This is a genomic window from Cupriavidus sp. a3 (genome assembly GCF_051015765.1).
Taxonomy (GTDB): domain Bacteria; phylum Pseudomonadota; class Gammaproteobacteria; order Burkholderiales; family Burkholderiaceae; genus Cupriavidus; species Cupriavidus oxalaticus_A.
In genome coordinates, this window is record NZ_CP170643.1 from 2,965,301 (window position 1) to 2,992,220 (window position 26,920).

The following is a 26,920-nucleotide window of genomic DNA, read 5'->3' on the forward strand; positions in this document are numbered from 1 at the left end:
CGTGTCAGTCCGCCGGCCCCGGCGCCAGCACGTCGCGCGCGCCGTTGCGGCCCATTGGCGACACCAGCCCGGCGACTTCCATCTGCTCGATCAAACGCGCGGCGCGGTTGTAGCCGATGCGCAGCTGGCGCTGCACTGCCGAGATCGAGGCGCGCCGGCTGGTCAGCACGAAGGACGCGGCTTCGTCATACAGCGGATCGGCTTCGCCATCGCCGCCGCCTTCGCCGAACAGGTCGGCGCCGCCGGCCTCGGCCGGGTCGCCGGCCAGGATGGCTTCATCGTAATCCGGCTCGCCGAATTGCTTCCAGTGCTCTACCACGCGGTGCACTTCCTCGTCGGCGACGAAGGCGCCGTGCACGCGCTGCGGGTAGCCGGTGCCCGGCGGCAGGAACAGCATGTCGCCCTGGCCGAGCAGGCTCTCGGCGCCCATCTGGTCGAGGATGGTGCGCGAGTCGATCTTGGACGAGACCTGGAACGCCACCCGCGTCGGGATATTGGCCTTGATCAGCCCGGTGATCACGTCGACCGACGGTCGCTGCGTCGCCAGGATCAGGTGGATGCCGGCGGCGCGGGCCTTCTGGGCCAAACGCGCGATCAGTTCTTCGATCTTCTTGCCCGCGACCATCATCAGGTCGGCCAGCTCGTCGATCACCACCACGATCATCGGCAGCCGCGACAGCGGCTCGGGCGCGTCCGGCGTCAGCGAGAACGGGTTGGGCACCTTGCGCTCCGCCGCCTCGGCGGCGCGGATCTTCTGGTTGTAGCCGGCCAGGTTGCGCACGCCCAGCGCCGACATCAGCTTGTAGCGCTTTTCCATCTCGCCGACGCACCAGTTGAGCGCGTGCGCGGCCTGCTTCATGTCGGTGACCACCGGCGACAGCAGGTGCGGGATGCCCTCGTAGACCGAGAGCTCGAGCATCTTGGGGTCGATCATGATCAGGCGCACATCTTCCGGCGTGGCCTTGTACAGCATCGACAGGATCATGGCGTTGACCGCGACCGACTTGCCCGAACCCGTGGTGCCCGCCACCAGCAGGTGCGGCGCGCGCGCCAGGTCGGTGACCACCGGATTGCCGGTGATGTCCTTGCCCATCGCCAGCACCAGGCGCGAATGGTGTGCCTGGAACGAGGCCGCCTGGACGATCTCGGACAGCCGGATCATCTGCCGGCGCGCATTGGGCAGCTCCAGGCCCATGCAGGTCTTGCCGGGGATGGTCTCGACCACGCGGATCGAGGTCACGCCGAGCGCGCGGGCAAGATCCTTCATCAGACCCACGACTTGCGCGCCGCGCACGCCCATGGCGGGCTCTACCTCGAAGCGCGTGATGACCGGGCCGGCATCGGCGCCGACCACGGCGACGGGTACCTTGAACTCGGCCAGGCGCTGCGCGATCAGTTCACCGGTGTCGCGAAGGCGCTCTTCCGACACCTGCTCGCCGCTGTCGAGCTGGTTTTCCAGCAGGTCGGCGGGCGGCAGGCGGTAGTCGACCGGCGGGCGGGGCGCGGGCGGTTCGGGAACCGGTGCGGGTGCGGGAGCGGGCTGGCTCGAGCCCAGCGGCACCGTGCGGCCGACCACGGCCGGCAGGACGATGCGGGGCTTGGCCAGGGGCGCGGCGATCGGGGGCGGTGCCGGCTCGGGTGCGACGGTCGCTTCCGCAGGTTCCGCTGCCGCCTCGATCGCGGCAGCCGCTAGCTCTTGTTCCGGCTGGATAGCTTCGGTTGACTCGACTGCTTCAACAGTCTCAACTGCTTCAGCTGCCTCAACGACCTCAGCCGACTCAACGACCTCAGCCGACTCAACGACCTCAGCCGACTCAACGACCTCAGCCGACTCAACGACCTCGGCCGATTCAGCAACCTCAACGGCCTCAGCGACCTCCGCCTCCGCATCAGGTTCGCCTGCCCCCCTATCAGCAACCGCTTCGCCGACCAGACCGTTACCGTCCATCAGCGTTTCCGTGTCCCGCTCGGCGGCAGGGTCGGCCGAGGCCGGTGCAGCCCCACTCTCCTCCTCCATCGCCGAGGTAGCGACGGCCTGTGCCACGGCACCGAGATCGTCAGTGTCGTCAGCCGGCACGGCGCCCACAGGCTGGCTTTCGACCTCAGTTTCGCCTGCCGGGACCAGGCCGTCTGCTTCATCCTTCGGCGCAGCATCGATTTCGTCCGCAGCATCCGTCGCGTCGGCAATGTCGGCCAGCGCCGCCGTGATTGCGGGACTTTCAGGAACTGCGGCGACTTCCGTTACGGACGCAGGCTGCCTGGCCTTGCCCGCCAGCGCCTGCAACTCGGCCAGCAGGTCCAGCGCTTCCTGCCGGATTGCTGCCAGCGTGACGGCGTCGATGTCGCCGGCAATGTCCTTGTCGATAGCCGGCTGCGCAGCCGGCTCTGCCGGCTCTGCCGGCTCTGCCGATTCTGCCGCCCCTGCCGGCGTGACCGGCGCCGCGTCGTCGGGCTCGATCACAACCGTGTCAGCGGCGACAGCCGTGTCGGCCTCGGCCACCGGCGTTTCCGGCACCGCCGGCTTGGCGATGGCAATCGCCGGCTCGACTGCTGCCTGGACAACGCCGGCCGCCGCGGCAGGCACAACCTCTGCGGCAGGCGAGAGCGCAGCCAATGGCACCGTTGCCGCCGCCTTCGCCTGCGCCTCCGGCAAAGTCGTGATCGACGAGCGCACCAATGGCTGCGGCTGTCGGAACGGGCTGCTGACGACGGTTGCGCGCGGGGGTTGCGCAGGACGTGCGGCCGCTGCTGCCTGTGCCGGCGCTGCAGCCACTGCGGCCGCTGCGGCCGCTGCGGCCGCTGCGGGCTTGCGTGGCGCCGGCGCCGGCGCAGGCCGTGCTGCCGGCGCCGCCTGCGCAACGGCCTGGGCCGCGCCTGCCGCAGCGGAGGGTCCCGCGGCGCGCACGGTCTTGCCCGCGGCCGGCGCATCGGCAGCATGCAGCCAGATCTCGCCCGGCTGCGGCGGCGATTCACGGGTACGCCGCGGCGGCTGCCACGCGGGCTGGCGCCGCGCCGAAACCGCTTCGAAACTGCGGTGGCGCTGGGGCGGCGCGCTCCAGTTGCCCTGGGCGCCGGTGGCGGCCTCGCGGCGCTCGGCTTCGCGCGGCGCCTGCGGCGTGAAAGTATTGGCGAACGGGTTGGTGAAGGCCGGCGCCGGCTCGTCTGTCGGGGCATCAGGGTCCGCCGCGCGGCGCGGCTTGCGCGCGAACAGGCTGCGCCAGGTTTCGCCGAACACCATCGGTGCCGCCAGCGCCAGCACGCCCAGCATCAGCAGCAAGGCACCGGTCCAGCCGAACAGGTTGCCGAACATGCCGGCAAGCGCGCGTCCCGCGGAACCGCCCGCGCTGGACTCCGGGTCGGACCCGCCGGTGAGCGCCTCCAGGCTGGCGCTGGCACACAGCACCGCCAGCGTACCGAGCCAGGTACGCAGCGAGCCCGGCCCGGCCAGACGGCGATCGCCGGCAAGCCAGCGCCCGGCCATCCGCCAGACCAGCGGCAGCACCCAGAAAGTCGAGAATCCGAACCAGCCCAAACCCATTATCGACATGCCATGTTCAAAACTACGGGCAGCGATTGTAGCGGGTATGGCAGCGGGTCATTGAACCGGAAAGCGCAAATATTCGTAACGCAGCGCGTTTCACCGGCTATATCGCCAATTTCGCTGCGCCATGGCGACAGCCCCACTGCTGGCCGGCGCGCCGATGCCGCGCTACCATGCCCGGATGCGCTCGCCGCGCCCCCCTCCCATGCCGATCCGTTACGCTACCCTGCGCATCCTCGTTGTCGAAGACCACCCGTTCCAGCGGCTCGCGGCCGAGGGACTGCTGCGGCAATTGGGGGTGCAGACGGTGGTGTCGGCGCAGAGCGGCATGCAGGCCGCCGAGTTGCTTGGCCGCCAGCCGTTCGACGCCGTGCTGTGCGACATCGAGATGCCTGGCGGCAATGGCCCGGAACTGATCGCCGAACTGCATCGCCGCGGCGCGCAGGCGTTTGCCGCGGCACCGCCGGTCTGGGTCTGGGTTACCGCGCTGGCGGATGACATCCTGGAATCGAATCGCAGCCTGGCGCACGCCGCGGGCATTGCGCGCGTGCATGCCTTGCGCAAGCCACTCGCGCGCGATGCCGTGGAAGAGGTCCTGGCCGCCGTGCTGGCGCCCGGCCCGGATGACGACGCACGAATGCCCGCCTGCTTGCCCGACGATGCCGAGCTGACCGCCGCGGCGCGCTCGGGCGACGGCCTGCTGGTGATGCTGCAGCCGCAGCACGACCTTGCCAGCGGCCGGCTGGCCGGCGCCGAAGCGCTGGTGCGCTGGCGCCATCCGCGGCACGGACTACTGCGGCCCGATGCCTTTGTCCCGCGCCTGGAAGCGCTGGACGCCGCCCACCTGGTGTTTGAATTCGTCGTGCGCCAGTGCCTGGCGGCACAGCAGCGACTGCAGGCCGCAGGCATCGACATCACGCTGGGCATCAACGCGTCGGCGCAAACCCTGTGCCGGCCGGGCGTGCTGGAACAGCTCGATACGCTGGTGGCGGCCAGCGGCGTGTCGCCGCGCGCATTGACGGTGGAACTGACCGAAGGCTATCCCGTGCCCGACACGGTGGCGCTGTCGGTCGCGCTGAACCGGCTGCGGCTGATGGGCTACGGCGTGGCGATCGACGATTTCGGCATCGGCATCGCCACGCTCAAGCTGCTGGCGGACCTGCCCTTCACCCAGCTCAAGCTGGACCGCTATTTCGTCGCGCAGATCGACGGCCACGGCCAGCGCGAAGCCATTTGCCGCCACATGATCGCAATGGCGCGCGACCTGGGGCTGGAGTGCGTGGCCGAAGGGGTGGAAACGGAATCGCAGCGCGCAGCACTGCGCGCGCTGCGCTGCCCGCTTGGCCAGGGCTACCTGTGGTCGGCGCCCAAGCCCGTCGATGCCTTTATCGCCGAGGCGATCGAGCGCGCGCCGCGGCCCGGCTAGTGCAGGCTAGCGGGGACTATTGCCCCGCACGGAACGGGTACTTCGCGAAGATCTGCCCCACGACCTTGTCGATGCGCTGCTGCGCATCGGCCTTGTCGCCGGTATCGACGCTGCCCACCGCCACGCCTTCCCACACCAGCTTCTTCTGGCGGGCATCGACCAGGTCGATATTGAGCGTGCCTTCGGTGTAGGTATAGACGTCGTTGTAGAAGCCGTAGCCGGGCCACGGCGCATAGAGGCCGCCGCGATAGCCGTAATAGCCCATCATCGGCGCCGGCGCCGGGCTGACCTGGACCTTTTCCTGCAACCGCGTGTTGAAGTTGACCAGCAGGTCCGGGGACTGCTGCGCGTAGCGGTAGCCGCGCGCGGTCATCTCGCGCTGTACCGCGCCCTTCAGGTACTGGGTGGTCAGGCTCTCGTATCCCTGTCGGTCGGTGCCCGGATGCTCGACGAAGCCGAAGCTGCGGTAGGCGCTGAAGTCGGCCGAGCGATTGTAGTCGGTCTTGATGTCGGGCGCGCTGGCGCAGCCCGCCACGGTCAGCGCCACCGCCACCAGCGGAAAGGACAACCGGAAGGATTTCACGATACGTCTCCAGAGGCCACGGTCACGCGTTCACCCGGCACCCCTGCCCATCCGCGCGGCGCCGGAACGCCACGGTGCCGCGCGGCGCCAGACCCGCGGAAGCTAGTTGAGCTTCCCGTTGATGCCGCCCACGCTGAACCTGCCGGCGCCCAGCAACGCCACCGCCAGCGCCGCCCCCAGGAACATGCCCTGCAGCTCCAGCGCCCAGCCGCCGGTCTTGGATAGCGCGCCGAATTCGGCGCTGTGCACCAGGAACAGCGCAAACAGCATGTTGATGGCGACGATGATCGCCGCCAGCCGGCTCCACAACCCGATGATCAGCAGGATCGGCGCCACCAGCTCGCCGATATAGACACCATAGGCAACCCAGGCCGGCAACCCCGCATCCGCGACCACCTTCGACACGAAACCGATGCCGGATGCGCCGGTCACCTTGGCGATGCCGTGCATCAGGATCAGCACGCCAAGCACGATGCGCAACAGCGCCTTGCCCAAATCCTGAGAGCCACCCATGGCCATTCTCCTTGCCGAGTTTTTTGGGAACGGTCCGGCTTCCATGCGCCTTTACCCTCACGCGCAGGTGCCGCCCCTGTACCTTAGTGCGAGCCGGCGTGAAGGTAAAGCCGCAATTGCCAGACTTGCCCGTGGCGCGCCGATGACCCGCGCGGCCGAGATCCGTGCGACGTCCGCCCTCTCGCCGATCACACCACACGCTCCCGGACGGGGCGCGCGCTAGACCACCCTGTGCATGGCCGGCTGCCTCGGTTCGACCATGCCGACCTTGCGCGCGCACTCGGGCAGGATCTCGCCCAGGAAATCGAGAAAGCGCCGGGTCGCCGGCGTGACGCCCTTGCGCGACGGGAACACCGCGTGCAGCGTGCCGACCGGCATCTCATACTGGGGCAGCAGCAGTTCAAGCTGGCCGCTGTCGATGGCATCGCGGCAGTACATGCGCGGCAGCATGGCCACGCCCACGCCGGCGATCGCGGCCTCGCGCAGCAGCGCGAATTCATCGGTGACCAGGCGTGGGTCGTAGGCGATCTGGATGGTCTCGCCGGGCTGGCAGCGCAGCATCCAGACATGCTTGCCGTCATGCGGGTGCTGGCCCACGCCGGGCATGCCGTCGAGCGCCTGCGGCGTGCGCGGCCGGCCGATGCTGTCGAGCAGCGCGGGGCTGGCCACCAGCATCAGCTGGCTCTCGCCGAAGGTGCGCACGGCCAGGCTCGAGTCTTCCATCACCTCGCGCACACGCAGCGCCAGGTCGAAGCCCTCGGCGATCACGTCGACACGCCGGTTGGTCGCCTCCAGCTCGATCCGCACCGCCGGGTTGGCCCGCATGAAATGCCCGATGGCCGGCGCCAGCAGGATCTGCGCTATCGCCACCGGGCAGCTGACGCGCAGCGTGCCGCCAGGCTGCTCGCGCGCCTGCTCGATCACTTCGCGCGCGGCCTGGGCTTCGTTGAGCATGGCCCGGCAGCGTTCGTAGAACGACTCGCCAAGCGGCGTCACGCGCACCTGCCGTGTGGTCCGGCGCAGCAGCTGCACGCCCAGGTCGCGCTCCAGCTGGGCGATGCGCCGGCTCAGGCGCGACTTGGGGACGCCGGTGGCGCGGCTGGCCGCCGAAAAGCTGCCGTGTTCCACCACCTGCGCGAACAGGGACAGGTCGTTGAGGTCTTGCATGACGGTTTGGCTTGGCGTTGCATCGATAGAACAATCATTTGCATTTTGCCTCACTACCGATACCAATGGCCAGCCAGTATCTTTCCTCCATCGCAACCGCCCCTTCGTGGAGAAAGACATGAACATCCTGCAGATCGATTCCAGCGTCCTCGGCGACAACTCCGTTTCCCGCAACCTGACCGCCAGCGTGGTGGCCGACCTGGTCGCGGCCAACCCTGAAGCCAAGGTCACCGTGCGCGACCTGGACCGGGATGGCCCGGCGCACCTGTCGGGCAACCTGCTGCCGGTTCTGGGCGGTCCCAAGGATGGCCTGAACGCCGTGCAGCAAGCCGAGCTGGAGCGCACCGAGCAGTTCCTGGCCGAATTCCTCGCCGCCGACGTGCTGGTGCTGGGCGTGCCGCAGTACAACTTCGGCATCCCGAGCCAGCTCAAGGCCTGGATCGACCGCATCGCACAGGCTGGCCGCACCTTCAAGTACACCGAGAACGGCCCGGTCGGCCTGGCCGGCGGCAAGCGCGTGATCGTGGTGTCGTCGCGCGGCGGCGTGCGCCAGGATGCAAATTCGCTGGACCTGCACGAAGTCACCGTCGACGTGGTGCTGCGCTTCCTCGGCATCACCGACATTACCTACGTGCGCGCCCACGGCCTGGCCATGGGTCCGGAGTTCCGCGAAGCCGGCCTGGCCAACGCCCGCACCGAAGTCGCGGCGCTGAACGACGCCACCCGGCTGGCCGCCTGAACGGCTTGCTGGAATGGCTGACTGAAGCCAGCGGGCAGCCGCGCGCCGTGTAGGACGGCGCCTGCTCGCCCCGGCAACGGATCGGGTCTATGATGGATCGGGGCGCTACGGCGCCCCGCGTGCCATTGGCGGCACGCTGGCGCAGCCAGCAAGGACGCGCCCGCCGGCCGCCTGCAGTCATCGATCGATCCATTCCGGGAGCCCGCATGACTTCAGCCCTGTTGCCCGCCGCCGCCCTCCATCCTCCGCACGAACCCGCCCTGCTTTCGCAGTATCGCCACGTCCGCGCCAGCACCGAGACGCTGGTGGCCGACCTGTCCGATGCCGATGCCACCGTGCAGTCGATGGACGACGCCAGTCCGGCGAAATGGCACCTGGCGCACACCACCTGGTTCTTCGAGGAATTCGTGCTGGCCGCGCGCATCCCCGACTATGAGCCGGTGGACCCGGACTACCGCTACCTGTTCAACTCCTATTACGAGGCAGTCGGCCCGCGCTATCCGCGCCCGCAGCGCGGCCTGCTGACGCGCCCGTCGCTGGACGAGGTGCTGGCCTACCGCGAGGCCGTGGACGAGTCGATGATGGCGCTGCTCGGCAGCGCCCAGACCGACGCCGAGGCCGCGCTGATCATGCTCGGCCTGCAGCATGAGCAGCAGCACCAGGAACTGCTGCTGACCGACATCCTGCACCTGTTCGCGCAGAATCCGCTGCGGCCGGCCTTTGCGCCGGAACTGCCCGAGCCGGTGATTGCCGACCCGCGCCCGGCGCCCGACTGGATCGGCTTCGACGGCGGCGTGGTCGAGATCGGCCATGGCGGCGAGAGCTTTGCCTTTGACTGCGAGGCGCCGCGCCACAAGGTCTACCTGCAGCCGTTCACGCTGTGCTCGCACCCGGTCAGCAACCGCCAGTGGTTCGAGTTCATCGACGACGGCGGCTACCAGACCGCCGGCCTGTGGCTGTCCGACGGCTGGCGCTGGGTCGGCGAGCAAGGCATCCAGGCGCCGCTGTACTGGGAAGCGCGCGAAGGCACATGGTGGCAGATGACGCTGCGCGGCATGCATCCGGTCGATCCGGACAGCCCGGTCACCCATATCAGCTTCTACGAGGCCGACGCATTCGCGCGCTGGGCCGAGCGCCGGCTGCCGACCGAGGCGGAATGGGAGCACGCCGCGCGCAGCCTGCCGGCCACGGGGAATTTCGTCGAAGGCCGCGCGCTGCGGCCGCTGCCGGACCGGCAGAACACCTCGGGCGTGCTGCGCCAGATGTTCGGCGATGTGTGGGAATGGACCGGCAGCGCCTTCCTGCCTTACCCCGGCTTCCGCCCGAACGCCGGCGCGGTCGGCGAGTACAACGGCAAGTTCATGAGCAGCCAGATGGTGTTGCGCGGCGGGTCGTGCGTCACGCCCGAATCGCATATCCGGGCAACCTACCGCAACTTCTTCTACCCGCACCAGCGCTGGCAGTTCACGGGCGTGCGGCTGGCGGACGACGTCTAGAGGCTGTGCCCGCTGTCAGCGCACTGTCAGCGCGGCGCCAGCCAGCGCCAGGCCAGCCACGCCAGCACGCCCCACAGCAGCACGATCACCACGGCGGCCGCGCGAATGCGCGGCCGCTGCGCATGGGTGGCCTGCCAGGCCTCGGCGCGGCCGCGGCATTCCTCGGTGACCGCGGGCGGAATCATCCGCAAGGCGAGCCAGATGCCCACCGGCACCAGCACGACATCGTCGAAGTAACCCAGCACCGGGATGAAATCGGGAATCAGGTCGATCGGGCTGAAGGCATAGCCGACCACCAGCACCGCCAGCAGCCGCGCGCCCCGTGGAGTGCCGGGGTGGCGAGTGCAGAACCACAGTGTCAGCAGGCTGGCCTTGAGCCGCCGTGCCCACTGGCGCAGCCGGCCCGGTGCGGCCGGGGCGGGGGTTGCATCCATGCCGGGGCGCGCCTTACCAGCCCTTGGTCTGCGGCGCAGCCGGCGCGGTGGCGGGACGCTGGCCGCCCGGCGTCCCGGTGGGCGCCTTCAGCGGCGGCGCCGGCACGATCGGCGTCTGCGGATACATCTTCTGCCAGCGCGACTTCAGCCCGTTGGCGATCTCGGCCTGGTTGTAGCGCTCGGCAAAGTCGATCACGGTCATGCCCTGCTGGTTCTTCAGGCGCATGTCGGCGCCTTCGTCCAGCAGCAGCTTGACGGTCTCGATATGGCCCGCGCGCGCGGCCATCATCAGTGGCGTGGTGCCGTTGGGCGACTCGGCGTCGATATACGCGGCATGGTCGACCAGGTACTTGACCACGTTGTTGTGGCCATTGGTGGCGGCGTAGTGCAGCGGGGTCCAGCCGGTCTTGTTGATCTCGGCCTCCATCTCGTCGACCATCAGCTTGACCATGTCGAGCTGGCCCTGCAGCGCCGCCATCATCAGCGGGGTCTCCCCGGCGGGGTTGGCCTTGTCGAAATCGATGTCCTTGGCGCGGATCAGCACCGTTGCCACCTTGAGCGACTTCTCGCGCAGCGCCAGCACCAGCGCCGGGTTGCCGCGGCTGTCGACGATATTGGGATCGACGCCCTTGGCCAGCAGCTTCCTGACGGTATTGGCATCGTCGAACTCGACCGCCTTGCGCATGTCGTCGGCCGGCGTGGCCTGCGCCAGCGTGGCCGCCACCAGCACCACGGCGCCGGCGGCACGGCGGACAGACTTCAGGTCAAACATGAGCATTCCTGTCGATGTGCTTGAATAGGTTAAAGAAATTTTCCGTGGTCTGCTCAGCCACCTGCGCCACCGGCACCCCCCTCAGCTGCGCAATGAACTCGCCTACGTGGCGCACCCAGGCCGGCTCGTTGGTCTTGCCGCGGTATGGCACGGGTGCCAGGTAGGGTGAATCGGTCTCGATCAGCATGCGGTCGAGCGGCACCTTGCGCGCGGTCTCCTGCAGGTCGGCGGCGCTTTTGAAGGTGACGATGCCGGAAAACGAGATATGGAAGCCCTGGTCCAGCGCCTGCCGGGCGACGTCCCAGGTCTCGGTAAAGCAGTGCATCACGCCACCCGCTTCGCCCGCGTTCTCTTCGCGCATCAGCCGCAGCGTGTCGTCGGCGGACGAACGGGTATGGATGATCAGCGGCTTGCCGGTCTGGCGCGCGGCACGGATATGGTTGCGGAAGCGTTCGCGCTGCCATTCCATGTCGGCGATGCTGCGGCCGTTGAGGCGGTAGTAGTCCAGCCCGGTCTCGCCGGTGCCGACCACGCGCGGGTGCGCCGACAGCTCGACCAGGCGCTCGACGGACGGGTCCTCCCCCTCTTCATAATCGGGATGCACGCCGACCGAGGCATACAGGTTGGGATGCTGCTCGGCCAGCGCCAGCACGCGCGGGAAGTCCTCCAGCGTCACCGAGATGCACAGCGCATGCGTGACCTGGTTGGCGCGCATGTTTTCCAGCAGTTCGGGCAGGCGCGCGGCCAGCTCGGGGAAATCGATATGGCAATGGGAATCGACAAACATGGGAATTCTCTTGTCTTCGGCCGCTCAGGCCGGCTGCCCGCCATCCACGCGGAGGCCGAGGATGATCAGGTCGCGCTCGACGCCGTCGAGCACGGCCACGCGCGGCAGGTCGCCCCAGCGGGTAAAGCCCATCGCGGCGAACAGGCCCAGGCTGGGGGCATTGTGCCCAAAGATGAAGCCGAGCAGCGTATTCACGCCGACCGCGGGCGCATGGTCGATGGCCCGCTGCAGCAAGTACCGGCCCAGCCCCTGGCCCCGGCGCTCGGCGTCCAGGTAGATCGAGACCTCGGCGGTGCCGCCATAGGCCGGGCGGCCATAGAAATCCGAGAAGCTCATCCAGCCGGCCATGCGGCCGTCGGCATCCTCGCACACCCATAGCGGGCGGCGTCCGGGCTGGTGGGCGTCGAACCAGGCCTGGCGCGAGTCCACGGTGACCGGCTCGGTGTCGGCGGTGACCATGCGCGACGGCACGGTGCTGTTATAGATCGCCACGATGCCCGGCAGGTCGCGGGGCTCGGCAATGCGCAGGGAAAAACGGGAAGAATTCATTAACTATCAATGGATTGCGAAGCAATCTTCGCAATCTTCATATGGTTTGCGTGGGGCGCCCGGATTCCAGCATCTTGCCCAGGATCTCCTCCACTGCGCGGCGCAGGTTGCGCCCGTTGTCGTCGTCGGGGAAGTGTACGCCGACGCCGGGGGTCTTCATCGGCGTGCCCGCCGGGGTGATCCAGGCCACCTGGCCCGCGATCTGGTACTTCTGCGGCCGGTCCAGCAGGGACAGCACCAGAAACACCTGCTCGCCCAGCCGGAACGGGCGGTTCGACGGCACGAAAATGCCGCCGCGCGCCAGGAATGGCATATAGGCCGCGTACAGCCCGGCCTGATCCTTGATCGACAACGACAGCACGTTGGGACGCGATGCCGCACCGCTGCCGGTCGGCGCGCCCAGCGGGGCGCCCGGCGGTGCCCCGGTGACTGCAGTGTTCATGGTTGACCCCCTGAATGACGATGCTGCTTGTTACTGCTTGTTGTTATGGTGTTGCCACGAAACGGCACTGCGTAGCGGCACTGCGTAGGGGCGCTGCCTTATCGGAACAGCTGCCGGTACTCCAGGAATACTGCCTCCATCACCAGCCTTGCCGCCAGCGGATGGTTCTCGCTGCGGCGATGCGCGGTCAGCCGCGTCGCGTAGGCCTGCAGCCGGTGCGCGTCGGTGGCCCCGGCGCAGCGCGCCAGCGCGGCGCGCTCCTTGGGGAAGTAGCGCGGCGCGGTGCCGCCGGCGCCATCCAGCCGCAGCTTCAGCAGATCGTACGTCCAGCGCTGCAGGATGCCAAGCACGGCGGGCACCGGCAGCTTCTGCAGTTGTTCGGCGGCTGCAGAGGCGTCGAACGCGGCGCCCGCGCCCAGCTGGCTGACCAGCAGGCGTTGCAGCGGCTGCTCCTCGGCCTCGGCCGCGTGCAGCGCGGTCAGCGGCGAACCGCCGGCCTGCGCCAGCTGGGCCTCGGCATCGGCAACCCCCTGGCCCTGCAGCCACGCGAGCGCGGCCTCCGGCGTCGGGCGTTGGGCCGAGAACTGGCGGCAGCGCGACAGGATGGTCGGCAGGATACGGTCGAGCCGGTCGGTCACCAGCAGGAATACGGTCGACGGGGGCGGTTCCTCCAGCGTCTTCAGCAGCGCGTTGGCGCCCTCGGTCTGCAACGCATCGAGCGGATACACGACCACCACGCGCAGGCCTGCACGGTGCGTGCCGACGCCCACCGCCTCGATCAGCGCGCGCACCTGCTCCATGCGGATGATCTTGCTCGGCGCCTTTTTCTTGCCGCCTTCGTCGGTATCAGGCTCGGCCGAGGCATCCAGCGCCTCGGGGCGCACCACGGTGAAATCAGGGTGATTGCCCTGACTGAACCAGTGGCACGCGGAACACTGGCCGCAGGGCTGGCCGTCGGGCCGCGGCGCTTCGCAAAGCAGGCCTTGCGCGAAATGCAGCGCCAGGTCGCGCTTGCCGATGCCTTGCTGGCCATGGATCAGCAAGGCATGCGGGAGCCGTTCGCGCAGGATGCCGAGCCGTTGCCAGTCTTCCTTCTGCCAGGGATAGAGCATGTGAATCAGGGAGTATAGTGCCGTCAGATCAAAGGGTTGCGATAATCTGATCGAGTTCTTCTCGAATTGCGTCGATGCTGCGCGTGGCGTCGATCACGCGGAAGCGCCCCGGTGCCGCCGCGGCCCGGCGCAGGTATTCGTCGCGGGTGCGCTGGAAGAACGCACGCGATTCCGCCTCGAACTTGTCCGGCGCCCGGGCTCCGGCCAGCCGCTCGCTGGCGGTTTCCAGCGGCACGTCGAATAGCAGCGTCAGGTCCGGCTGCAGGCCGTCCTGCACCCAGTCTTCCAGCACTTCGAGCCGCTGCGTCGGCAGGCCCCTGCCCCCGCCCTGGTAGGCAAAGGTGGCATCCGTGAAGCGGTCGGAGATCACCCATTCGCCACGTGCCAGCGCGGGGTCGATGACCTCGGCGATATGCTCGCGGCGCGCCGCGAACATCAGCAGCGCCTCGGTCTCGAGGTGCATTTTCCGGTGCAGCAGCAGCTGGCGCAGGTCTTCGCCCAGCGGCGTGCCGCCCGGCTCGCGGGTGGTGACCACGGCGGGAATGCCGGCGCGCGCCCGCAGCCGTGCCGCCACCCAGTCGATATGGGTGCTCTTGCCGGCGCCGTCGATGCCTTCGAAAGTGATGAATTTTCCGCGCATGGAATGCCTATTTGCCGCGCTGGTACTTGTCGACCGCGCGGTTGTGTTCGGGTAGCGAGTTGGAGAAATGGCTGCTGCCGTCGCCGCGGGCGACGAAGTACAGCGCATCGGACGGCGCCGGTGCGGTGGCCGCCGCCAGCGAGGCCAGGCCCGGCAGCGCGATCGGCGTGGGCGGCAGGCCGGTGCGGGTGTACGTATTGTACGGGGTGTCGGCCTGCAGGTCGCGCTTGCGCAGGTCTCCGTCGAAGGCCTGGCCCAGGCCGTAGATCACGGTCGGGTCGGTCTGCAGCATCATGTTCTTGCGCAGCCGGTTGATGAACACCGCGGCGATCATCGGGCGCTCCGACGCCTGCCCGGTCTCCTTCTCCACGATCGACGCCATCACCAGCGCCTCGTACGGGGACTTGTACGGCAGGTCGGGCGCGCGTGCGTTCCAGGCTTCATTGAGCCGGCGCTGCATGGCGCGATAGGCGTGCTTGTACAGGTCGATATCGCTGCTGCCGCGCGCGAACAGGTAGGTGTCCGGGAAGAACAGCCCCTCGGGCGAGGCCTCGGCGGCGCCGATTGCCTTCATCAGCTGCGCGTCGGACATGTCGCGCGTATCGTGGCTCAGCGCCGGGCTGGCATCGACCGCCGCGCGCATCTTGCGGAACTCCCAGCCCTCGATCACGGTAACCACGTAGTGCGTGACTTCGCCGCGCACCAGCTTGCCCATCACCGACAGCGGCGTGGCGCCGGTCTCGAATTCATAGCCGCCGGCCTTCAGGTCGGGCCCGTGGCCGGTCAGGCGCACCAGCAGCGTGAACAGCCGCGGGTCCATGCCGACGCCGCCGCGCTGGATCTGGCGGCCGACGCTGGCTACGCCCGAATTGGGCTTGATCACCACTTCGACCGGCGAACGGTTCAGCGCCAGCGGGTGATTGGCCCACCACGCAAAGCCGCCGGCTGCCGCCAGCGCGAGTACCAGGAACGCCAGGCCCAGGCGAAGGAAAAAACGTTTCATGTATCAGGATCGGGGTGAGACTGCGGCGCATCGGCCGAAAATCTCGTAGCCCCATATAATAACCGGCAGCCTCGCACCGACCATGCGCGGCGGCTCCGGCGCCTCTTGCGCACCTGGCCGCGCGCGCCGCCACCGGTGCCTTTCCAACCCGATCTGTCTCGGACGATCGCCACGATTTCGCAATGCCAGTGATGAATGCCAAAGCCCCGGAACTCGCCGCCAGCCTCGAATCCTTGCAGGCAAGCGGAATCGTCTGTGCCCCCGCCGGGCTCGGACTGATCCGCGTGGCCGGCGACGATGCCGCCAGCTTCCTGCACACCCAGCTCACCAATGCGGTCGAGGACCTGACGCCGGGCTCCGCGCGCCTGGCCGGCTACTGTTCGCCCAAGGGTCGCCTGCTCGCCACCTTTCTGATGTGGCGCGATGCTGAAGGCATCGTGCTGCAGCTGTCCGCCGATATCCAGGCCGCGGTGCAGAAGCGGCTGTCGATGTTCGTGCTGCGCTCCAAGGCAAAACTGGCCGATATCACGCCCGCCAGCGCCATCGTCGGCGTCGCCGGTGCCGGTGCCGCCGATGCGTTGGCGGCCGCGAACCTGCCGGCGCCGGAAGCGGCCTTTGCCGTTGCCGAGGCCGACGGCGTTGCCGTGATCCGCCTGCCGGACGCCGCCGGGCAGCCGCGCTGGCAACTGTTGCTGCCCGCCGGGCGCGCCGAGGCCGTGCGCGCGGCGCTGGCCGGCAAGCTGCAGGACGCGCCGCCGGCGCTGTGGGACTGGCAGGAAGTGCAGTCCGGCCTGCCCCGCATCGTCGCCGCGACGCAGGAACAGTTCGTGCCGCAGATGATCAATTTCGAGCTGGTCGGCGGCGTGAATTTCCGCAAGGGCTGCTACCCGGGCCAGGAAATCGTCGCGCGCAGCCAGTACCGCGGCACGCTCAAGCGCCGCATGTGGCTGGTGCAGGGCGATGGCGAGGTGCCGGCGCCCGCGGCGGAGATCTACCGGCCGGAAGACCCCGGCCAGCCGTGCGGCATGATCGTCAACGCCGCGCCCGCGCCGCAGGGCGGCTGGGCCGGGCTGGCCGAGCTGAAGATCGACGCCGCCGGCAGCGCGCTGCGGCTGGGCAACGCCGAAGGCCCTGCGCTGGCGACCGCCACCCTGCCCTATGACGTGCCGCTGGGCGAAGCGGCCCAGGCGGCGGGCTGACATTTCGGAACCGGGACCCTGCCATGAGCGACCACCTGTTCGTCTATTTCCGCGTGCCCGAGGCCGTTGCCGCCGAAGCGCTGCCGCTCTGGCACCGCTGGATGGAGACGGTTGCCGAGGCGACCGGAATTGGTGGTACGCTGATGTGCAGGCCCGAGACCCGAGCCGGCGTGCAGACCTGGATGGAATGCTACGCCGACGTGCCGCCCGCCTTCGATGTCACGCTGGCCGGCCTGTGGCGCCAGAGCGGGCTGGACCAGTGGGTGGACGGCGAGCGGCAGGCCGAACACTTTATCGACCTGGACGTGCTGTAGCGTCCCGGAACTGCAGAAACGCGAAGTACGCCGGAACGCCCGCGCGCCCAGCGTCCCCGGCGGCAAAGGAAGCCGAACGATGTGCCTGATCCTGGTTGCCTGGCAATCCCACCCGGACTATGCCCTGGTCGTTGCCGGCAACCGCGATGAATTCTATGTCCGCCCCGCGGCGGCCGTGCACTGGTGGCAGGATGCGCCGCAGGTGCTGGCCGGACGCGACCTGGCGGAAGTGATCGGCGAGCCCGGCACCTGGATGGGCGTCAACGCCGACGGGCGTTTTGCCGCGCTGACCAATTACCGCGCCCCTTCCGAGAAACGCACCGACGCGCGCTCGCGCGGCGAGCTGGTGGCCGGCTTCCTGCGCGGCCATGATGCGCCGTTCGATTATCTCGACGGGCTGGCCGGCGAGGATGGCTGCTACAACGGCTTCAACCTGCTTGCCTGCGACCTGCGCGAACTCTGGTGGTACAGCAACCGCTCGGCCACGCGCCAGCCGCAGAAGCTGCGCCCGGGACTGTACGGGTTGTCCAATGCACTGCTCGACACCCCCTGGCCCAAGGTGCGCAGCCGCGTGGGCGCGCTTGCCGAGGTGCTGGCGGCCGACAGCGGGCGAGCCGATGCCAGCGCCGAGCCCTACCTGCAGATGCTGGCCGACGAGCGCCAGGCGGCGGATTTCGAGCTGCCCTCCACCGGCGTCGCGCCGGAGTGGGAGAAGCTGCTGTCATCGGCATTTATCCGCTCGGCGTCATACGGCACCCGCGCCAGCACGGTGCTGCGCGTGCGGCACGATGGCCGCTTCGACCTGAGCGAACGCAGCTTCGACGCCAGTGGCCGCATCGGCGAGGTGTCCTACCACGGCAAGCTGAACCTGCCGCGCGATACGGGCATCGTGCAGGCGCCGCGGTAATGGCGGCAGCGGGCGCTCAGCCCGCCAGCCGCTTGCGCATCTCGATATGCGGGATGCCGGCCTCTTCGAACTCCTCCCCCGACTGGGCAAACCCCGCGCGCAGGTAAAACGGCGCGGCATGGGTCTGGGCATTGAGCACCAGTTCCGGGTAGCCGAGTTGCGCGGCCTTCTCCATCAGCGCCCGCAGCACCTGCGCGCCGACGCCGGTGCCGCGCGCCGCCTTCAGCACGGCCATGCGGCCGATATGGCCGTCGGGCAGCAGCCGGCCCGTGGCCACCGGGGTGCCATCCCCGGCCAGCGCCAGCGCGTGCCAGCTGGGCTCGTCCCATTCGTCCCATTCCAGTTCCACCGGCACGTTTTGCTCTTCGACAAACACGGTGTAGCGGATGGCGCGGGCACGTTCGCGCGCTTCGGACCAGGGGCAGATCAGGACGGTGACTGGCATGGCGGTTGGGTCTGGGCAATAGGTGTCCCGGCCTTCCAGGCTCGGGCGGGCGCCCATGATACGCCAGCCCGGGGCAGGCGGCGAAGCACCAAAGTGGAGCATTGGTAACTACCAACGCACCATCCTAGGGTTTTCCCGGGATCGCATCGTCCTAGCAAATTTGTATGATGACCTGATTACCGAATAACCCGGCGAATCCGCATGTTCCAGAAAGTCCCTGCCCGAGCGCTGACCGACAACGTCGCCGAACAGCTGCTGGACAAGATCCAGAGCGGCGCCTTTGCCCGCGGCGACAAGCTGCCCACCGAGGCGGTGCTGTCCGAAGAGTTCGGCGTCAGCCGCACCGTGGTGCGCGAGGCGATTTCCCGGCTGAAGTACGAAGGCGTCGTCGAATCGCGCCAGGGCAGCGGCGTGTTCGTGACGCTGCAGGCCGGCATCCGGCCGCTGCGCATCGACTACACCGACACCGGCACGCTGGAATCGGTGCTGCAGATCGTCGAGCTGCGCCGCGCGATCGAAGCCGAGGTGGCCGCGCAGGCCGCGCGCCGCCGCACCGACGCATCGATGGCCGCCATCGATGCCGCGCTGGCCCGCATCGACGAGGAAGTCGGGCAAGGCGGCGACGGCGTGGCCGCGGACGTGGCCTTCCATCGCGCCATCGCCGGCGCCACCGGCAACCCCTACTTCCTGAAGACACTGGAATTCCTCAGCCAGTACCTCGAAGCGGCCACCCGCGTGACCCGGACCAACGAGGCACGCCGCGCCGACTTCTCGCGCCAGGTGCGCGAGGAACACCAGGCCATCGTCGCGGCGATCCGCGCCGGCGACCCGCTGGCCGCGCGCAATGCCGCGCAGAACCACATGTACAACGCCGCCCGCCGGCTGGCCCAGCTGGGCGCCGACGAGAACGGCGCCGGTGACGATGAAGCCGCCGTCACGCGGGGCGCGTCGAACTGACGCCAGCCGCACCTTTCAAGCTTTCCCCGTATCAGATTCAGGAGTCCTCTATGTCCAGGAATATCGGCGTCATCGGCCTTGGTGCCATGGGCTTTGGTGTCGCGCAGTCGCTGCTGCGTGCCGGTTTCAAGGTGCACGCCTGCGACCTGCGTCCCGAAGTACTGCAGCGCTTTGCCGATGAAGGCGGCGTGCCGTGCGCGTCGCCCGCCGAGCTGGGCAGCCGCTGCGACGTGGTGCTGACGCTGGTCGTCAACGCGCAGCAGACCGAGGCCGTGCTGTTCGGCGCCAACGGCGCCGTGGCCGAGATGCAGCCGGGCAAGCTGGTGATCGCCAGCGCCACGGTGCCGCCGGGCTTTGCCGAGACGCTGGGACAGCGCCTCGCCGAAAAGGGCCTGCTGATGCTTGACGCGCCGGTCTCCGGCGGTGCCGCGCGCGCCGCCAGCGGCGAGATGACCATGATGACCTCGGGCCCCGCCGAAGCCTACGCGCTGGCAGAGGACGTGCTGGCCGCCATCGCCGGCAAGGTATACCGCCTGGGCGCCGCCCACGGCGCGGGCTCCAAGGTCAAGATCATCAACCAGTTGCTGGCCGGCGTGCATATCGCCGCCGCGGCCGAGGCGATGGCGCTTGGCATGCGCGAAGGCGTGGACCCGGACGCGCTCTATGACGTGATCACGCACAGCGCCGGCAATTCGTGGATGTTCGAGAACCGCGTGCCGCATATCCTGAAGGGCGACTACACGCCGCTGTCGGCGGTCGACATCTTCGTCAAGGACCTGGGCATGGTGCTCGACACCGCGCGCACCAGCAAATTCCCGCTGCCGCTGTCGGCCGCCGCGCACCAGATGTTCATGATGGCCTCCACCGCCGGCCACGGCGGCGAAGACGATTCGGCCGTGATCAAGATCTTCCCGGGCATCGAACTGCCGGGCACGGCCGAATAAGGAGCACCAACGATGACCGCGCTCCTTGGCTGTATCGCCGACGACTTTACCGGCGCCACCGACCTCGCCAACACTCTGGTGCGCAATGGCATGCGCACCGTGCAGACCATCGGCGTGCCTGAATCCGTGGCCGATACCGGCGCGGCCGATGCGCTGGTGGTCGCGCTGAAATCGCGCACCATCCCCGCCGCCGAGGCCGTGGCGCAGTCGCTGGCCGCGCTGGAATGGCTGCGCGCGCAGGGCTGCCGCCAGTTCGTGTTCAAGTACTGCTCGACCTTCGATTCGACCGATGCCGGCAATATCGGCCCGGTCGCCGAAGCGCTGCTGAACGCGCTGGACAGCGATTTCACCATCGCCTGCCCCGCCTTCCCCGAGAACGGCCGCACCATCTTCCGCGGCCACCTGTTCGTGGGCGATGCGCTGCTCAACGAATCGGGCATGGAGCACCACCCGCTGACGCCGATGACCGATGCCAGCCTGGTGCGCGTGCTGCAGCGCCAAAGCCAGAGCAAGGTCGGCCTGCTGCGCTATGACGCGGTCGCGCGCGGCGCGCAGGCCACGGCCGACCGCATCGCGTCGCTGCGCCACGACGGCGTGCGGCTGGCGGTCGCCGATGCGGTGTCTGACGCCGACCTGCTCACGCTGGGCGAAGCCTGCGCCGGCCTGCCGCTGATCACCGGCGGCTCCGGCATCGCGCTGGGCCTGCCCGGGAATTTCCGCCGCGCCGGCCTGCTGCCGCAGCGTGGCGATGCCGACGCGGTCCCGGCCGTCGACGGCCCGGGCGTGGTGCTGGCCGGCAGCGCCTCGCGCGCGACCAACGGACAAGTGGCCCGCTGGCTGGAGCAAGGCCGCCCGGCGCTGCGCATCGACCCGCTCGCGCTGGCGCGCGGCGAAGCCGTGGCCGACGCCGCGCTGGACTTCGCCGCCTCGCACGACGAGCCGGTGCTGGTCTACGCCACTTCCAGCCCCGACGAGGTCAAGGCCGTGCAGGCCGAACTGGGCGTCGAGCGCGCCGGCCACCTGGTCGAGCAATGCCTGGCCACCGTCGCGGCCGGCCTGCTCGCACGCGGCACGCGCCGCTTTGTCGTCGCCGGCGGCGAGACCTCCGGCGCCGTGGTGCAGGCGCTGAACGTCCGCGCGCTGCGCATTGGCACGCAGATCGCACCCGGCGTGCCGGCCACGGTCACGCTCGGCGCCACGCCGCTGGCCCTGGCGCTCAAGTCGGGCAATTTCGGCGGCCCGGACTTCTTTGACGAAGCGCTGCGCCAGCTCGGAGGCCAATGATGAGCACCGAAAGCAAGCTGCGCGAAGAGATCTGCCGCATCGGCGCCAGCCTCTACCAGCGCGGCTATACCGTCGGCTCGGCCGGCAACATCAGCGCGCGGCTGGACGATGGCTGGCTGATCACCCCGACCGACGCCTGCCTGGGCATGATGGATCCGGCCGTGGTAGCCAAGGTCGCCGCCGACGGCACCTGGGTGTCGGGCGACAAGCCGTCCAAGACGCTCACGCTGCATCGCGCGATCTATGACAACAATCCCGGGGCGCACGCCGTGGTGCACACGCACTCGACGCACCTCGTGGCCCTGACGCTGGCCGGTGCCTGGCAACCGGACGACGTACTGCCGCCGCTCACGCCGTATTACGTGATGAAGGTCGGCCATATCCCGCTGATTCCCTATCACCGGCCCGGCGATCCCGCGGTCGCCGCGCGCGTGGCCACGCTGGCCGCGCAGGTGCGCGGCGTGCTGCTCGAGCGCCTCGGTCCGGTGGTGTGGGAGTCCAGCGTCTCGCGCGCCGCGTTCGCGCTGGAAGAACTGGAGGAGACCGCCAAGCTATGGATGATGATGAAAGACACGCCGGGCTTCGCCGCCCGCGCGGCGCTGCCTGACGGCGCGCTGGCTGAATTGCGTGACGCCTTCCAGGCGCGCTGGTAGCACGGCCACCCGTTTTTCCGACTGACACGGCCATACGGATCTGACCGGCGCGGTTGCCTTGCGGCCACCGTGCGGGACACGCGCATGCCTGCAATTCGCGCGGCCGCCACCCATTACTAGACCAGACTGACTCTACCCGGAGACCACCAATGCCATCCAACCAACCGGCGGCCAGCGTGCCAGCCTTCGACAGCCTGGGCGGCAACGCCCGGCTCGACACCGACACCCAGATCGAGAAACGCGCCTACAACAAGGTGTTCTGGCGCATCATGCCGTTCCTGATGCTGTGCTACGTGGTCGCCTACCTCGATCGCGTCAACGTCGGCTTTGCCAAGCTGCAGATGGGCCAGGACCTGGCCTTTTCCGAGACCGTGTTCGGCCTGGGCGCCGGCCTGTTCTTCATCGGCTATTTCCTGTTCGAAGTGCCCAGCAACCTGCTGATGCACAAGATCGGCGCGCGCATCTGGATCGCGCGCATCATGATCACGTGGGGCATCATCTCGGCGCTGTTCGTGTTCGTGCAGACGCCGACACAGTTCTACGTGATGCGCTTCCTGCTCGGCCTGGCCGAGGCGGGCTTCTACCCCGGCGTGATCCTGTACCTGACCTACTGGTACCCGGCCAACCGCCGCGCCAAGATGATCGCGCTGTTCATGTCGGGCATCCCGGTCGCCGGCATGTTCGGCAACCCGCTGTCGGGCTGGATCATGGACGCCTTCAACGGCACGCATGGCATGAGCGGCTGGCAGTGGATGTTCCTGCTGGAAGCCCTGCCCGCGCTGGTCATCGGCGTGGTGACGATCTTCGTGCTGCGCGACGGCATCGACAAGGCACCGTGGCTCAGCGCCGATGAAAAGCGCGTGCTCAAGCGCAATGTCGAGGAAGACCAGAAGAAGGCCGGCGCCGCCGCCGGCCAGGCCCACGGCCATTCGCTGGGCGCCGTGTTCAGAGACCGCCGCGTGTGGTGGATGTGCCTGATCTACTTCTGCTTCGTCACCGGCCAGTATGCGCTGACGTTCTGGATGCCCACGCTGGTCAAGGCCAGCGGCGTCACCGGCAACCTGAAGATCGGCCTGCTGTCGGCGATCCCGTTCATCTGCGCCATCATCGTCATGAACATCCTCGGCCACAGCGCCGATGCGCGCCAGGAACGCCGCTGGCACCTGATCGTGCCGGCGCTGATGGGTGCGGTGGGCTTCGCCATTGCCGCCTCGTTCACCAACAATACGACCGTGTCCATCGCCGCGCTGTCGCTGGCCGCCGCCGGGGTGCTGACCTGCGCGCCGCTGTTCTGGTCGCTGCCCACCGCGTTCCTGTCCGGCATTGCCGCCGCCTCCGGCATCGCCGTGGTGAACTCGGTCGGCAACCTGGCCGGTTTCGTGTCGCCATACATGGTTGGCGCGCTCAAGGACCTGACGCACAGCACGCAGCTGCCGATGTACGTGCTGTCCGCGATCCTGGTGGTGGGCGCCGTGCTGGTGTGGCTGACGCCGGCTAAACTGGTCAACCGCTGAAATCCGGCCGGGCCGGTCGCGCTGGCCGCGACCGGCCCGGCTTCGTCCTACGCTCTGGAGTTCCCATGCCGCGCTTCGCCGCAAATCTCTCGATGATGTACAACGAGCACGCTTTCCTGGATCGCTTCGCCGCTGCGGCGGCGGACGGCTTCCAGGCGGTGGAGTACCTGTTCCCGTACGAGCACCCCGCCGCCGAGCTGCGCGCACGCCTCGACGCGAACGGCCTCACCCAGGCGCTGTTCAATGCCCCGCCGGGTGACTGGGCAGCGGGCGAGCGTGGCCTGGCCTCGCTGCCGGGGCGCGAGGCGGAATTCCGCGACGCCGTCGGCCGCGCGCTGGAATACGCCGGCGTGATCGGCAATGACCGCGTGCACGTGATGGCGGGCCTGGTGCCGGCCGATGCCGACCGCGCGCGCTACCGCGCCACCTACCTGGAAAACGTCGCTTTTGCCGCGAAGGCGGCTGCCGCGCAGGGTGTGACCATCGTGCTGGAGCCGATCAACACGCGCGACATGCCGGGCTATTTCCTGAACCGCCAGGACGACGCGCAGGCAATCTGCAAGGAAGTCGGCGCGGCCAACCTGAAGGTGCAGTTCGACTGCTACCACTGCCAGATCGTCGAGGGCGATATCGCGATGAAGCTCAGGCGCGACATGGCCGGCATCGGCCATATCCAGATCGCCGGCGTGCCCGAGCGCCATGAGCCGGACCTGGGCGAGCTGAACTACCCGTACCTGTTCGACCTGATCGACTCGCTCGGCTACAAGGGCTGGATCGGTTGCGAATACCGTCCGCGTGCCGGCACGTCCGAAGGACTGGGCTGGCTCAAGCCCTACCTCGGCCGCTGATTACAGAACAACCACAGATCTCTTGCCATGAACGTACTGATTACCGGCGGCGCCGGCTTCCTCGGCCTGCAACTCGCCCGCCTGCTGCTGCAACGCGGCACCCTGAACCTGGACGGCCAGGCCGTCGCCTTCGACCGCCTGACGCTGCTCGACGTGGTCGCGCCGCAAGGTCTTGACGATGCGCGCGTGCGCGTGGTGACCGGCGACCTGTCCGACCCGGCGGTGCTGCGCCAGGCCATCGACCAGGACACCGGCGCGGTGTTCCACCTGGCGGCCGTGGTCAGCGGCCAGGCCGAGGCGGATTTCGAACTGGGCATGCGCGTCAACCTCGACGCCTCGCGCGCGCTGCTCGAAACCTGCCGCGAGCTGGGCCACAAGCCGCGCGTGCTGTTCACCAGCTCCGTCGCGGTCTATGGCGGCGAGCTGCCGGCGGTGGTGCAGGACGACACCGCACTGAACCCGCAATCGTCGTACGGCGTGCAAAAGGCGATCGGCGAACTGCTGCTGTCCGACTACAGCCGCCGCGGCTTCGTCGACGGCCGCGTGCTGCGCCTGCCGACCATCAGCGTGCGCCCGGGCAAGCCCAATGCGGCGGCCTCGTCGTTTGCCAGCGGCATCATCCGCGAGCCGCTGTCCGGCGTGGCAGCGAACTGCCCGGTGGCGCCGGAGACCAAACTGTGGCTGCTGTCGCCGCGCGCGGCGGTGGCCGCGCTGATCAATGGCATCGAACTGGCCGGCGAACGGCTGGGCAACCGCCGCGTGATCAACCTGCCGGGGCTGTCGGTGACGGCCGCGGGCATGGTCGATGCGCTGCGCCGCGTGGCCGGCGATGCGGTGGCGGATCGGGTGACCTGGGAACGCGAAGAGCGCGTCGAGAAGATCGTCGGCACCTGGCCGGCGGCATGGAATGCGGAACGGGCCTTGTCGCTGGGATTCGAGAGCGATGCCAGCTTTGATGCGGTGATCCGGGCTTATATGGAAGATGCGGGTGTGGGCAAGTAAAAATTTGCCGCCTTCGCTATGACGACGGCCTCCTCAGCTGCTGAGAGCCTGTTCCCTCTCCCGCTAGCGGGAGAGGGGAGCAAACATGCGGGATTCAAGGCTCAGTGGCACGCCATCACCCCGCCGGCTTCACCACTTCATACCCCTCGATAATCTCCCGCACCACCCCCGGGATCGCCGCCGACTTCTGCGTCGCCGGATCCGCGCACACATAGACGATTTCACCGGTGATCAGGTGCTCGTCGCCCCGGTACATCTCCACCCGGAACAACATGCTGGATCGCCCCAGCCGCGCCATGCGCCCGCGCAGTTCCAGCTCGTCGTCAAAGCGCGCCGATGCGTGATACTCGAGCGTGGACTTGACCACAAAGATATCGACGCCATGCGCGTGCAATACGTCCTCGGGATAGCGGATCCCCAGCGCGCGCCAGTACTCCGTCACGCAGATATCGCAATAGGTCAGGTAATGCGCATTGAAGACGATCGATTGCGGATCGACTTCGGACCAGCGCACGCGCAGCGGGATGGTGTGGCGGAACTCCTCTTTGGCCATTGACGTGGTCTCCCTGTTTGTTTGTCGGAGCAATGCAAAGCATCAGGCCGCCGCCCCGCCGGCACGGGTCCGGCAGGCGCGGCGGCCTGGTTGAACGCAACTGGTGCTGGCTTACTGCGGCTTGGCCAGGCCCAGCTTCTCGATGATCGCCTTTTCCTTCTTGACGGTTTCGGCGGCGAACTGCGCGTACTGCTGGCTGTTCATGTAGAACGGCTCCATGTCGAACTTGGCCAGCGATTCGCGGTAGTTGGGCATTTCCATCGCCTTCTTGAAGGCGTCATGCAGCTTCTGCACGATTTTCGGATCCGTGCCCTTGGGCGCGACCAGGCCGAACGGCGAGGTCTGCACGATGCCCATGCCCAGTTCCTTCAGCGTCGGCACGTTGGGGAAGCGCGCCGAGCGCTTCTCGCCCCAGGTCGACAGCAGGCGCAGCTTGCCCTGCTCCACGTACGGAGCCCACGCCGGCGTGTCGGCCACCGACATCACATGGCCGCCCAGCAGCGCCTGCATCGATTCCGCATTGCCCTTGTATGGGATATGCGAGAACTGCACGCCCTGCTTCAGCGCCAGTTCTTCCATGGTCAGGTGCAGCGTGGTCATGCTGCCCGGCGACCCATAGGTGAGCTTGCCCGGATTGGCCTTGGCGTAGGCGACGTAATCCTGCATGGTCTTGATCGGCGAATCGGCCGGCACCACCAGGCCGAACGAATAGCCGGCCAGGTTGATGATGTAGCTCAGGTCCTTGACCGGGTCCCAGTTGATCTTGGTGGTGTACGGCAGGCGGTAGACCGGCATGGCGACCTGCGCCAGCGTGTAGCCGTCGGGCGCGGTGGTCTGCATCAGCTGCGCGGGCAGCACGCCGCCAGCGCCGGGCTTGTTCTCGACGATCACCGGCTGGCCCAGGATCTTGGAGGCGTTGTCGGCCAGGACGCGGAACGGGATGTCGGTGGAGCCGCCGGCGGTATAGCCGATCACCAGGCGGATCGGGCGCTGCGGGAACTTGTCGGCCTGTGCCTGGGCAGGCATGGCGGACAGGCCGATGGCTGCGGTAGCGGCGGCGAGGCCCGCGCGGGCGATAAATTGGCGGCGTTGCATT

28 protein-coding genes are annotated in these 26,920 nt (G+C 68.5%); 13 read left to right on the forward strand and 15 right to left on the reverse strand.

The features are described 5' to 3' along the window. Nucleotides 1–4 precede the first annotated feature (4 nt). On the reverse strand, nucleotides 5–3,538 hold the full coding sequence (locus ACAD63_RS14310; RefSeq protein WP_434033996.1) for a DNA translocase FtsK 4TM domain-containing protein: 3,534 nt from the start codon (nucleotides 3,536–3,538) through the stop codon (nucleotides 5–7). A gap of 208 nt (nucleotides 3,539–3,746) precedes the next feature. Between ACAD63_RS14310 and ACAD63_RS14315 the strand changes: the two genes are divergently transcribed. After that, nucleotides 3,747–4,967, forward strand: coding sequence for an EAL domain-containing response regulator (locus ACAD63_RS14315; protein ID WP_434033997.1), 1,221 nt, complete (start codon nucleotides 3,747–3,749; stop codon nucleotides 4,965–4,967). 16 nt (nucleotides 4,968–4,983) lie between these two features. On the opposite strand, the gene ACAD63_RS14320 is transcribed toward ACAD63_RS14315, so the two are convergent. The 3 genes from ACAD63_RS14320 to ACAD63_RS14330 form a co-directional block, all read right to left on the reverse strand. Further along, nucleotides 4,984–5,550 (reverse strand): DUF4136 domain-containing protein, encoded by a 567-nt coding sequence (locus ACAD63_RS14320; protein ID WP_135705077.1) that lies wholly within the window; start codon nucleotides 5,548–5,550, stop codon nucleotides 4,984–4,986. 102 nt (nucleotides 5,551–5,652) lie between these two features. After that, nucleotides 5,653–6,063, reverse strand: a complete 411-nt coding sequence (locus ACAD63_RS14325; protein WP_133096916.1) for a DoxX family protein — start codon at nucleotides 6,061–6,063, stop codon at nucleotides 5,653–5,655. Between the two features lie 219 nt (nucleotides 6,064–6,282). Next, a complete protein-coding gene (locus ACAD63_RS14330) occupies nucleotides 6,283–7,230 on the reverse strand; it encodes a LysR family transcriptional regulator (protein ID WP_133096915.1) in 948 nt (315 codons plus the stop codon). A gap of 118 nt (nucleotides 7,231–7,348) precedes the next feature. Here ACAD63_RS14330 and ACAD63_RS14335 point away from each other — a divergent pair, with 118 nt between their 5' ends. Together ACAD63_RS14335 and egtB are read left to right on the forward strand one after the other, a co-directional pair. Continuing rightward, on the forward strand, nucleotides 7,349–7,969 hold the full coding sequence (locus ACAD63_RS14335) for an FMN-dependent NADH-azoreductase (protein ID WP_133096914.1): 621 nt from the start codon (nucleotides 7,349–7,351) through the stop codon (nucleotides 7,967–7,969). 206 nt (nucleotides 7,970–8,175) lie between these two features. Further along, nucleotides 8,176–9,465 carry an ergothioneine biosynthesis protein EgtB gene (egtB, locus tag ACAD63_RS14340; RefSeq protein ID WP_133096913.1) on the forward strand — a complete coding sequence of 430 codons (1,290 nt, stop codon included), beginning with the start codon at nucleotides 8,176–8,178 and terminating at the stop codon, nucleotides 9,463–9,465. 26 nt (nucleotides 9,466–9,491) lie between these two features. Here the strand turns inward: egtB and ACAD63_RS14345 are convergent, their stop codons facing one another. From ACAD63_RS14345 to mltG, 8 genes are all read right to left on the reverse strand, one after another. Next, a complete protein-coding gene (locus tag ACAD63_RS14345; RefSeq protein WP_434032884.1) occupies nucleotides 9,492–9,899 on the reverse strand; it encodes a YkvA family protein in 408 nt (135 codons plus the stop codon). 13 nt (nucleotides 9,900–9,912) lie between these two features. Beyond that, nucleotides 9,913–10,671, reverse strand: coding sequence for an ankyrin repeat domain-containing protein (locus tag ACAD63_RS14350; protein WP_434032885.1), 759 nt, complete (start codon nucleotides 10,669–10,671; stop codon nucleotides 9,913–9,915). After that, nucleotides 10,664–11,458 carry a TatD family hydrolase gene (locus tag ACAD63_RS14355; RefSeq protein ID WP_434032886.1) on the reverse strand — a complete coding sequence of 265 codons (795 nt, stop codon included), beginning with the start codon at nucleotides 11,456–11,458 and terminating at the stop codon, nucleotides 10,664–10,666. The genes ACAD63_RS14350 and ACAD63_RS14355 overlap by 8 nt, the downstream gene beginning before the upstream one ends. Before the next feature lie 24 nt (nucleotides 11,459–11,482). After that, nucleotides 11,483–12,007 (reverse strand): GNAT family N-acetyltransferase, encoded by a 525-nt coding sequence (locus ACAD63_RS14360; RefSeq protein WP_195431383.1) that lies wholly within the window; start codon nucleotides 12,005–12,007, stop codon nucleotides 11,483–11,485. Between the two features lie 37 nt (nucleotides 12,008–12,044). Further along, nucleotides 12,045–12,449 carry a PilZ domain-containing protein gene (locus ACAD63_RS14365; RefSeq protein WP_135705072.1) on the reverse strand — a complete coding sequence of 135 codons (405 nt, stop codon included), beginning with the start codon at nucleotides 12,447–12,449 and terminating at the stop codon, nucleotides 12,045–12,047. A 98-nt stretch (nucleotides 12,450–12,547) separates the two neighbouring features. Continuing rightward, entirely contained in the window at nucleotides 12,548–13,561 is a 1,014-nt protein-coding gene (locus ACAD63_RS14370; protein ID WP_135705071.1) for a DNA polymerase III subunit delta', read from the reverse strand. A 28-nt stretch (nucleotides 13,562–13,589) separates the two neighbouring features. Further along, nucleotides 13,590–14,201, reverse strand: a complete 612-nt coding sequence (gene tmk, locus ACAD63_RS14375) for a dTMP kinase (protein ID WP_133096906.1) — start codon at nucleotides 14,199–14,201, stop codon at nucleotides 13,590–13,592. Between the two features lie 7 nt (nucleotides 14,202–14,208). Next, a complete protein-coding gene (mltG, locus tag ACAD63_RS14380; RefSeq protein WP_195431385.1) occupies nucleotides 14,209–15,204 on the reverse strand; it encodes an endolytic transglycosylase MltG in 996 nt (331 codons plus the stop codon). A 182-nt stretch (nucleotides 15,205–15,386) separates the two neighbouring features. Here mltG and ACAD63_RS14385 point away from each other — a divergent pair, with 182 nt between their 5' ends. The 3 genes from ACAD63_RS14385 (at nucleotide 15,387) to ACAD63_RS14395 (ending at nucleotide 17,624) form a co-directional block, all read left to right on the forward strand. Next, complete coding sequence (locus ACAD63_RS14385) at nucleotides 15,387–16,403, forward strand: YgfZ/GcvT domain-containing protein (RefSeq protein WP_434032887.1); 1,017 nt, start codon at nucleotides 15,387–15,389, stop codon at nucleotides 16,401–16,403. Nucleotides 16,404–16,426: 23 nt separating this feature from the next. Next, nucleotides 16,427–16,717 (forward strand): DUF4936 family protein, encoded by a 291-nt coding sequence (locus tag ACAD63_RS14390; RefSeq protein WP_434032888.1) that lies wholly within the window; start codon nucleotides 16,427–16,429, stop codon nucleotides 16,715–16,717. Between the two features lie 79 nt (nucleotides 16,718–16,796). Then, on the forward strand, nucleotides 16,797–17,624 hold the full coding sequence (locus ACAD63_RS14395) for an NRDE family protein (RefSeq protein ID WP_133096903.1): 828 nt from the start codon (nucleotides 16,797–16,799) through the stop codon (nucleotides 17,622–17,624). A gap of 16 nt (nucleotides 17,625–17,640) precedes the next feature. Here ACAD63_RS14395 and ACAD63_RS14400 read toward each other — a convergent pair whose 3' ends face one another. After that, entirely contained in the window at nucleotides 17,641–18,069 is a 429-nt protein-coding gene (locus tag ACAD63_RS14400) for a GNAT family N-acetyltransferase (RefSeq protein ID WP_133096902.1), read from the reverse strand. Nucleotides 18,070–18,270: 201 nt separating this feature from the next. Between ACAD63_RS14400 and ACAD63_RS14405 the strand changes: the two genes are divergently transcribed. The 7 genes from ACAD63_RS14405 to denD all read left to right on the forward strand — a co-directional run bounded on the left by ACAD63_RS14405 (nucleotide 18,271) and on the right by denD (nucleotide 25,271). Beyond that, on the forward strand, nucleotides 18,271–19,026 hold the full coding sequence (locus tag ACAD63_RS14405; protein ID WP_434032889.1) for a FadR/GntR family transcriptional regulator: 756 nt from the start codon (nucleotides 18,271–18,273) through the stop codon (nucleotides 19,024–19,026). A 50-nt stretch (nucleotides 19,027–19,076) separates the two neighbouring features. Next, the gene (gene ltnD, locus ACAD63_RS14410) at nucleotides 19,077–19,970 is read left to right on the forward strand and encodes an L-threonate dehydrogenase (RefSeq protein ID WP_133096900.1); all 894 of its coding nucleotides are present in this window, start codon (nucleotides 19,077–19,079) and stop codon (nucleotides 19,968–19,970) included. A gap of 12 nt (nucleotides 19,971–19,982) precedes the next feature. Next, a complete protein-coding gene (gene otnK / locus ACAD63_RS14415) occupies nucleotides 19,983–21,254 on the forward strand; it encodes a 3-oxo-tetronate kinase (protein ID WP_133096899.1) in 1,272 nt (423 codons plus the stop codon). Next, entirely contained in the window at nucleotides 21,254–21,907 is a 654-nt protein-coding gene (locus tag ACAD63_RS14420; RefSeq protein WP_434033998.1) for an aldolase, read from the forward strand. The genes otnK and ACAD63_RS14420 overlap by 1 nt, the downstream gene beginning before the upstream one ends. 149 nt (nucleotides 21,908–22,056) lie before the next feature. Continuing rightward, nucleotides 22,057–23,421 (forward strand): MFS transporter, encoded by a 1,365-nt coding sequence (locus tag ACAD63_RS14425; RefSeq protein ID WP_434032890.1) that lies wholly within the window; start codon nucleotides 22,057–22,059, stop codon nucleotides 23,419–23,421. A 65-nt stretch (nucleotides 23,422–23,486) separates the two neighbouring features. Then, nucleotides 23,487–24,269, forward strand: a complete 783-nt coding sequence (gene otnI, locus ACAD63_RS14430; RefSeq protein ID WP_135705066.1) for a 2-oxo-tetronate isomerase — start codon at nucleotides 23,487–23,489, stop codon at nucleotides 24,267–24,269. Between the two features lie 27 nt (nucleotides 24,270–24,296). Beyond that, a complete protein-coding gene (denD, locus tag ACAD63_RS14435) occupies nucleotides 24,297–25,271 on the forward strand; it encodes a D-erythronate dehydrogenase (protein WP_135705065.1) in 975 nt (324 codons plus the stop codon). A 115-nt stretch (nucleotides 25,272–25,386) separates the two neighbouring features. On the opposite strand, the gene ACAD63_RS14440 is transcribed toward denD, so the two are convergent. Next, complete coding sequence (locus ACAD63_RS14440; protein ID WP_063241858.1) at nucleotides 25,387–25,824, reverse strand: YbgC/FadM family acyl-CoA thioesterase; 438 nt, start codon at nucleotides 25,822–25,824, stop codon at nucleotides 25,387–25,389. Between the two features lie 111 nt (nucleotides 25,825–25,935). Then, nucleotides 25,936–26,919, reverse strand: a complete 984-nt coding sequence (locus ACAD63_RS14445; RefSeq protein WP_133096895.1) for a tripartite tricarboxylate transporter substrate binding protein — start codon at nucleotides 26,917–26,919, stop codon at nucleotides 25,936–25,938. Nucleotide 26,920 lies beyond the last annotated feature (1 nt).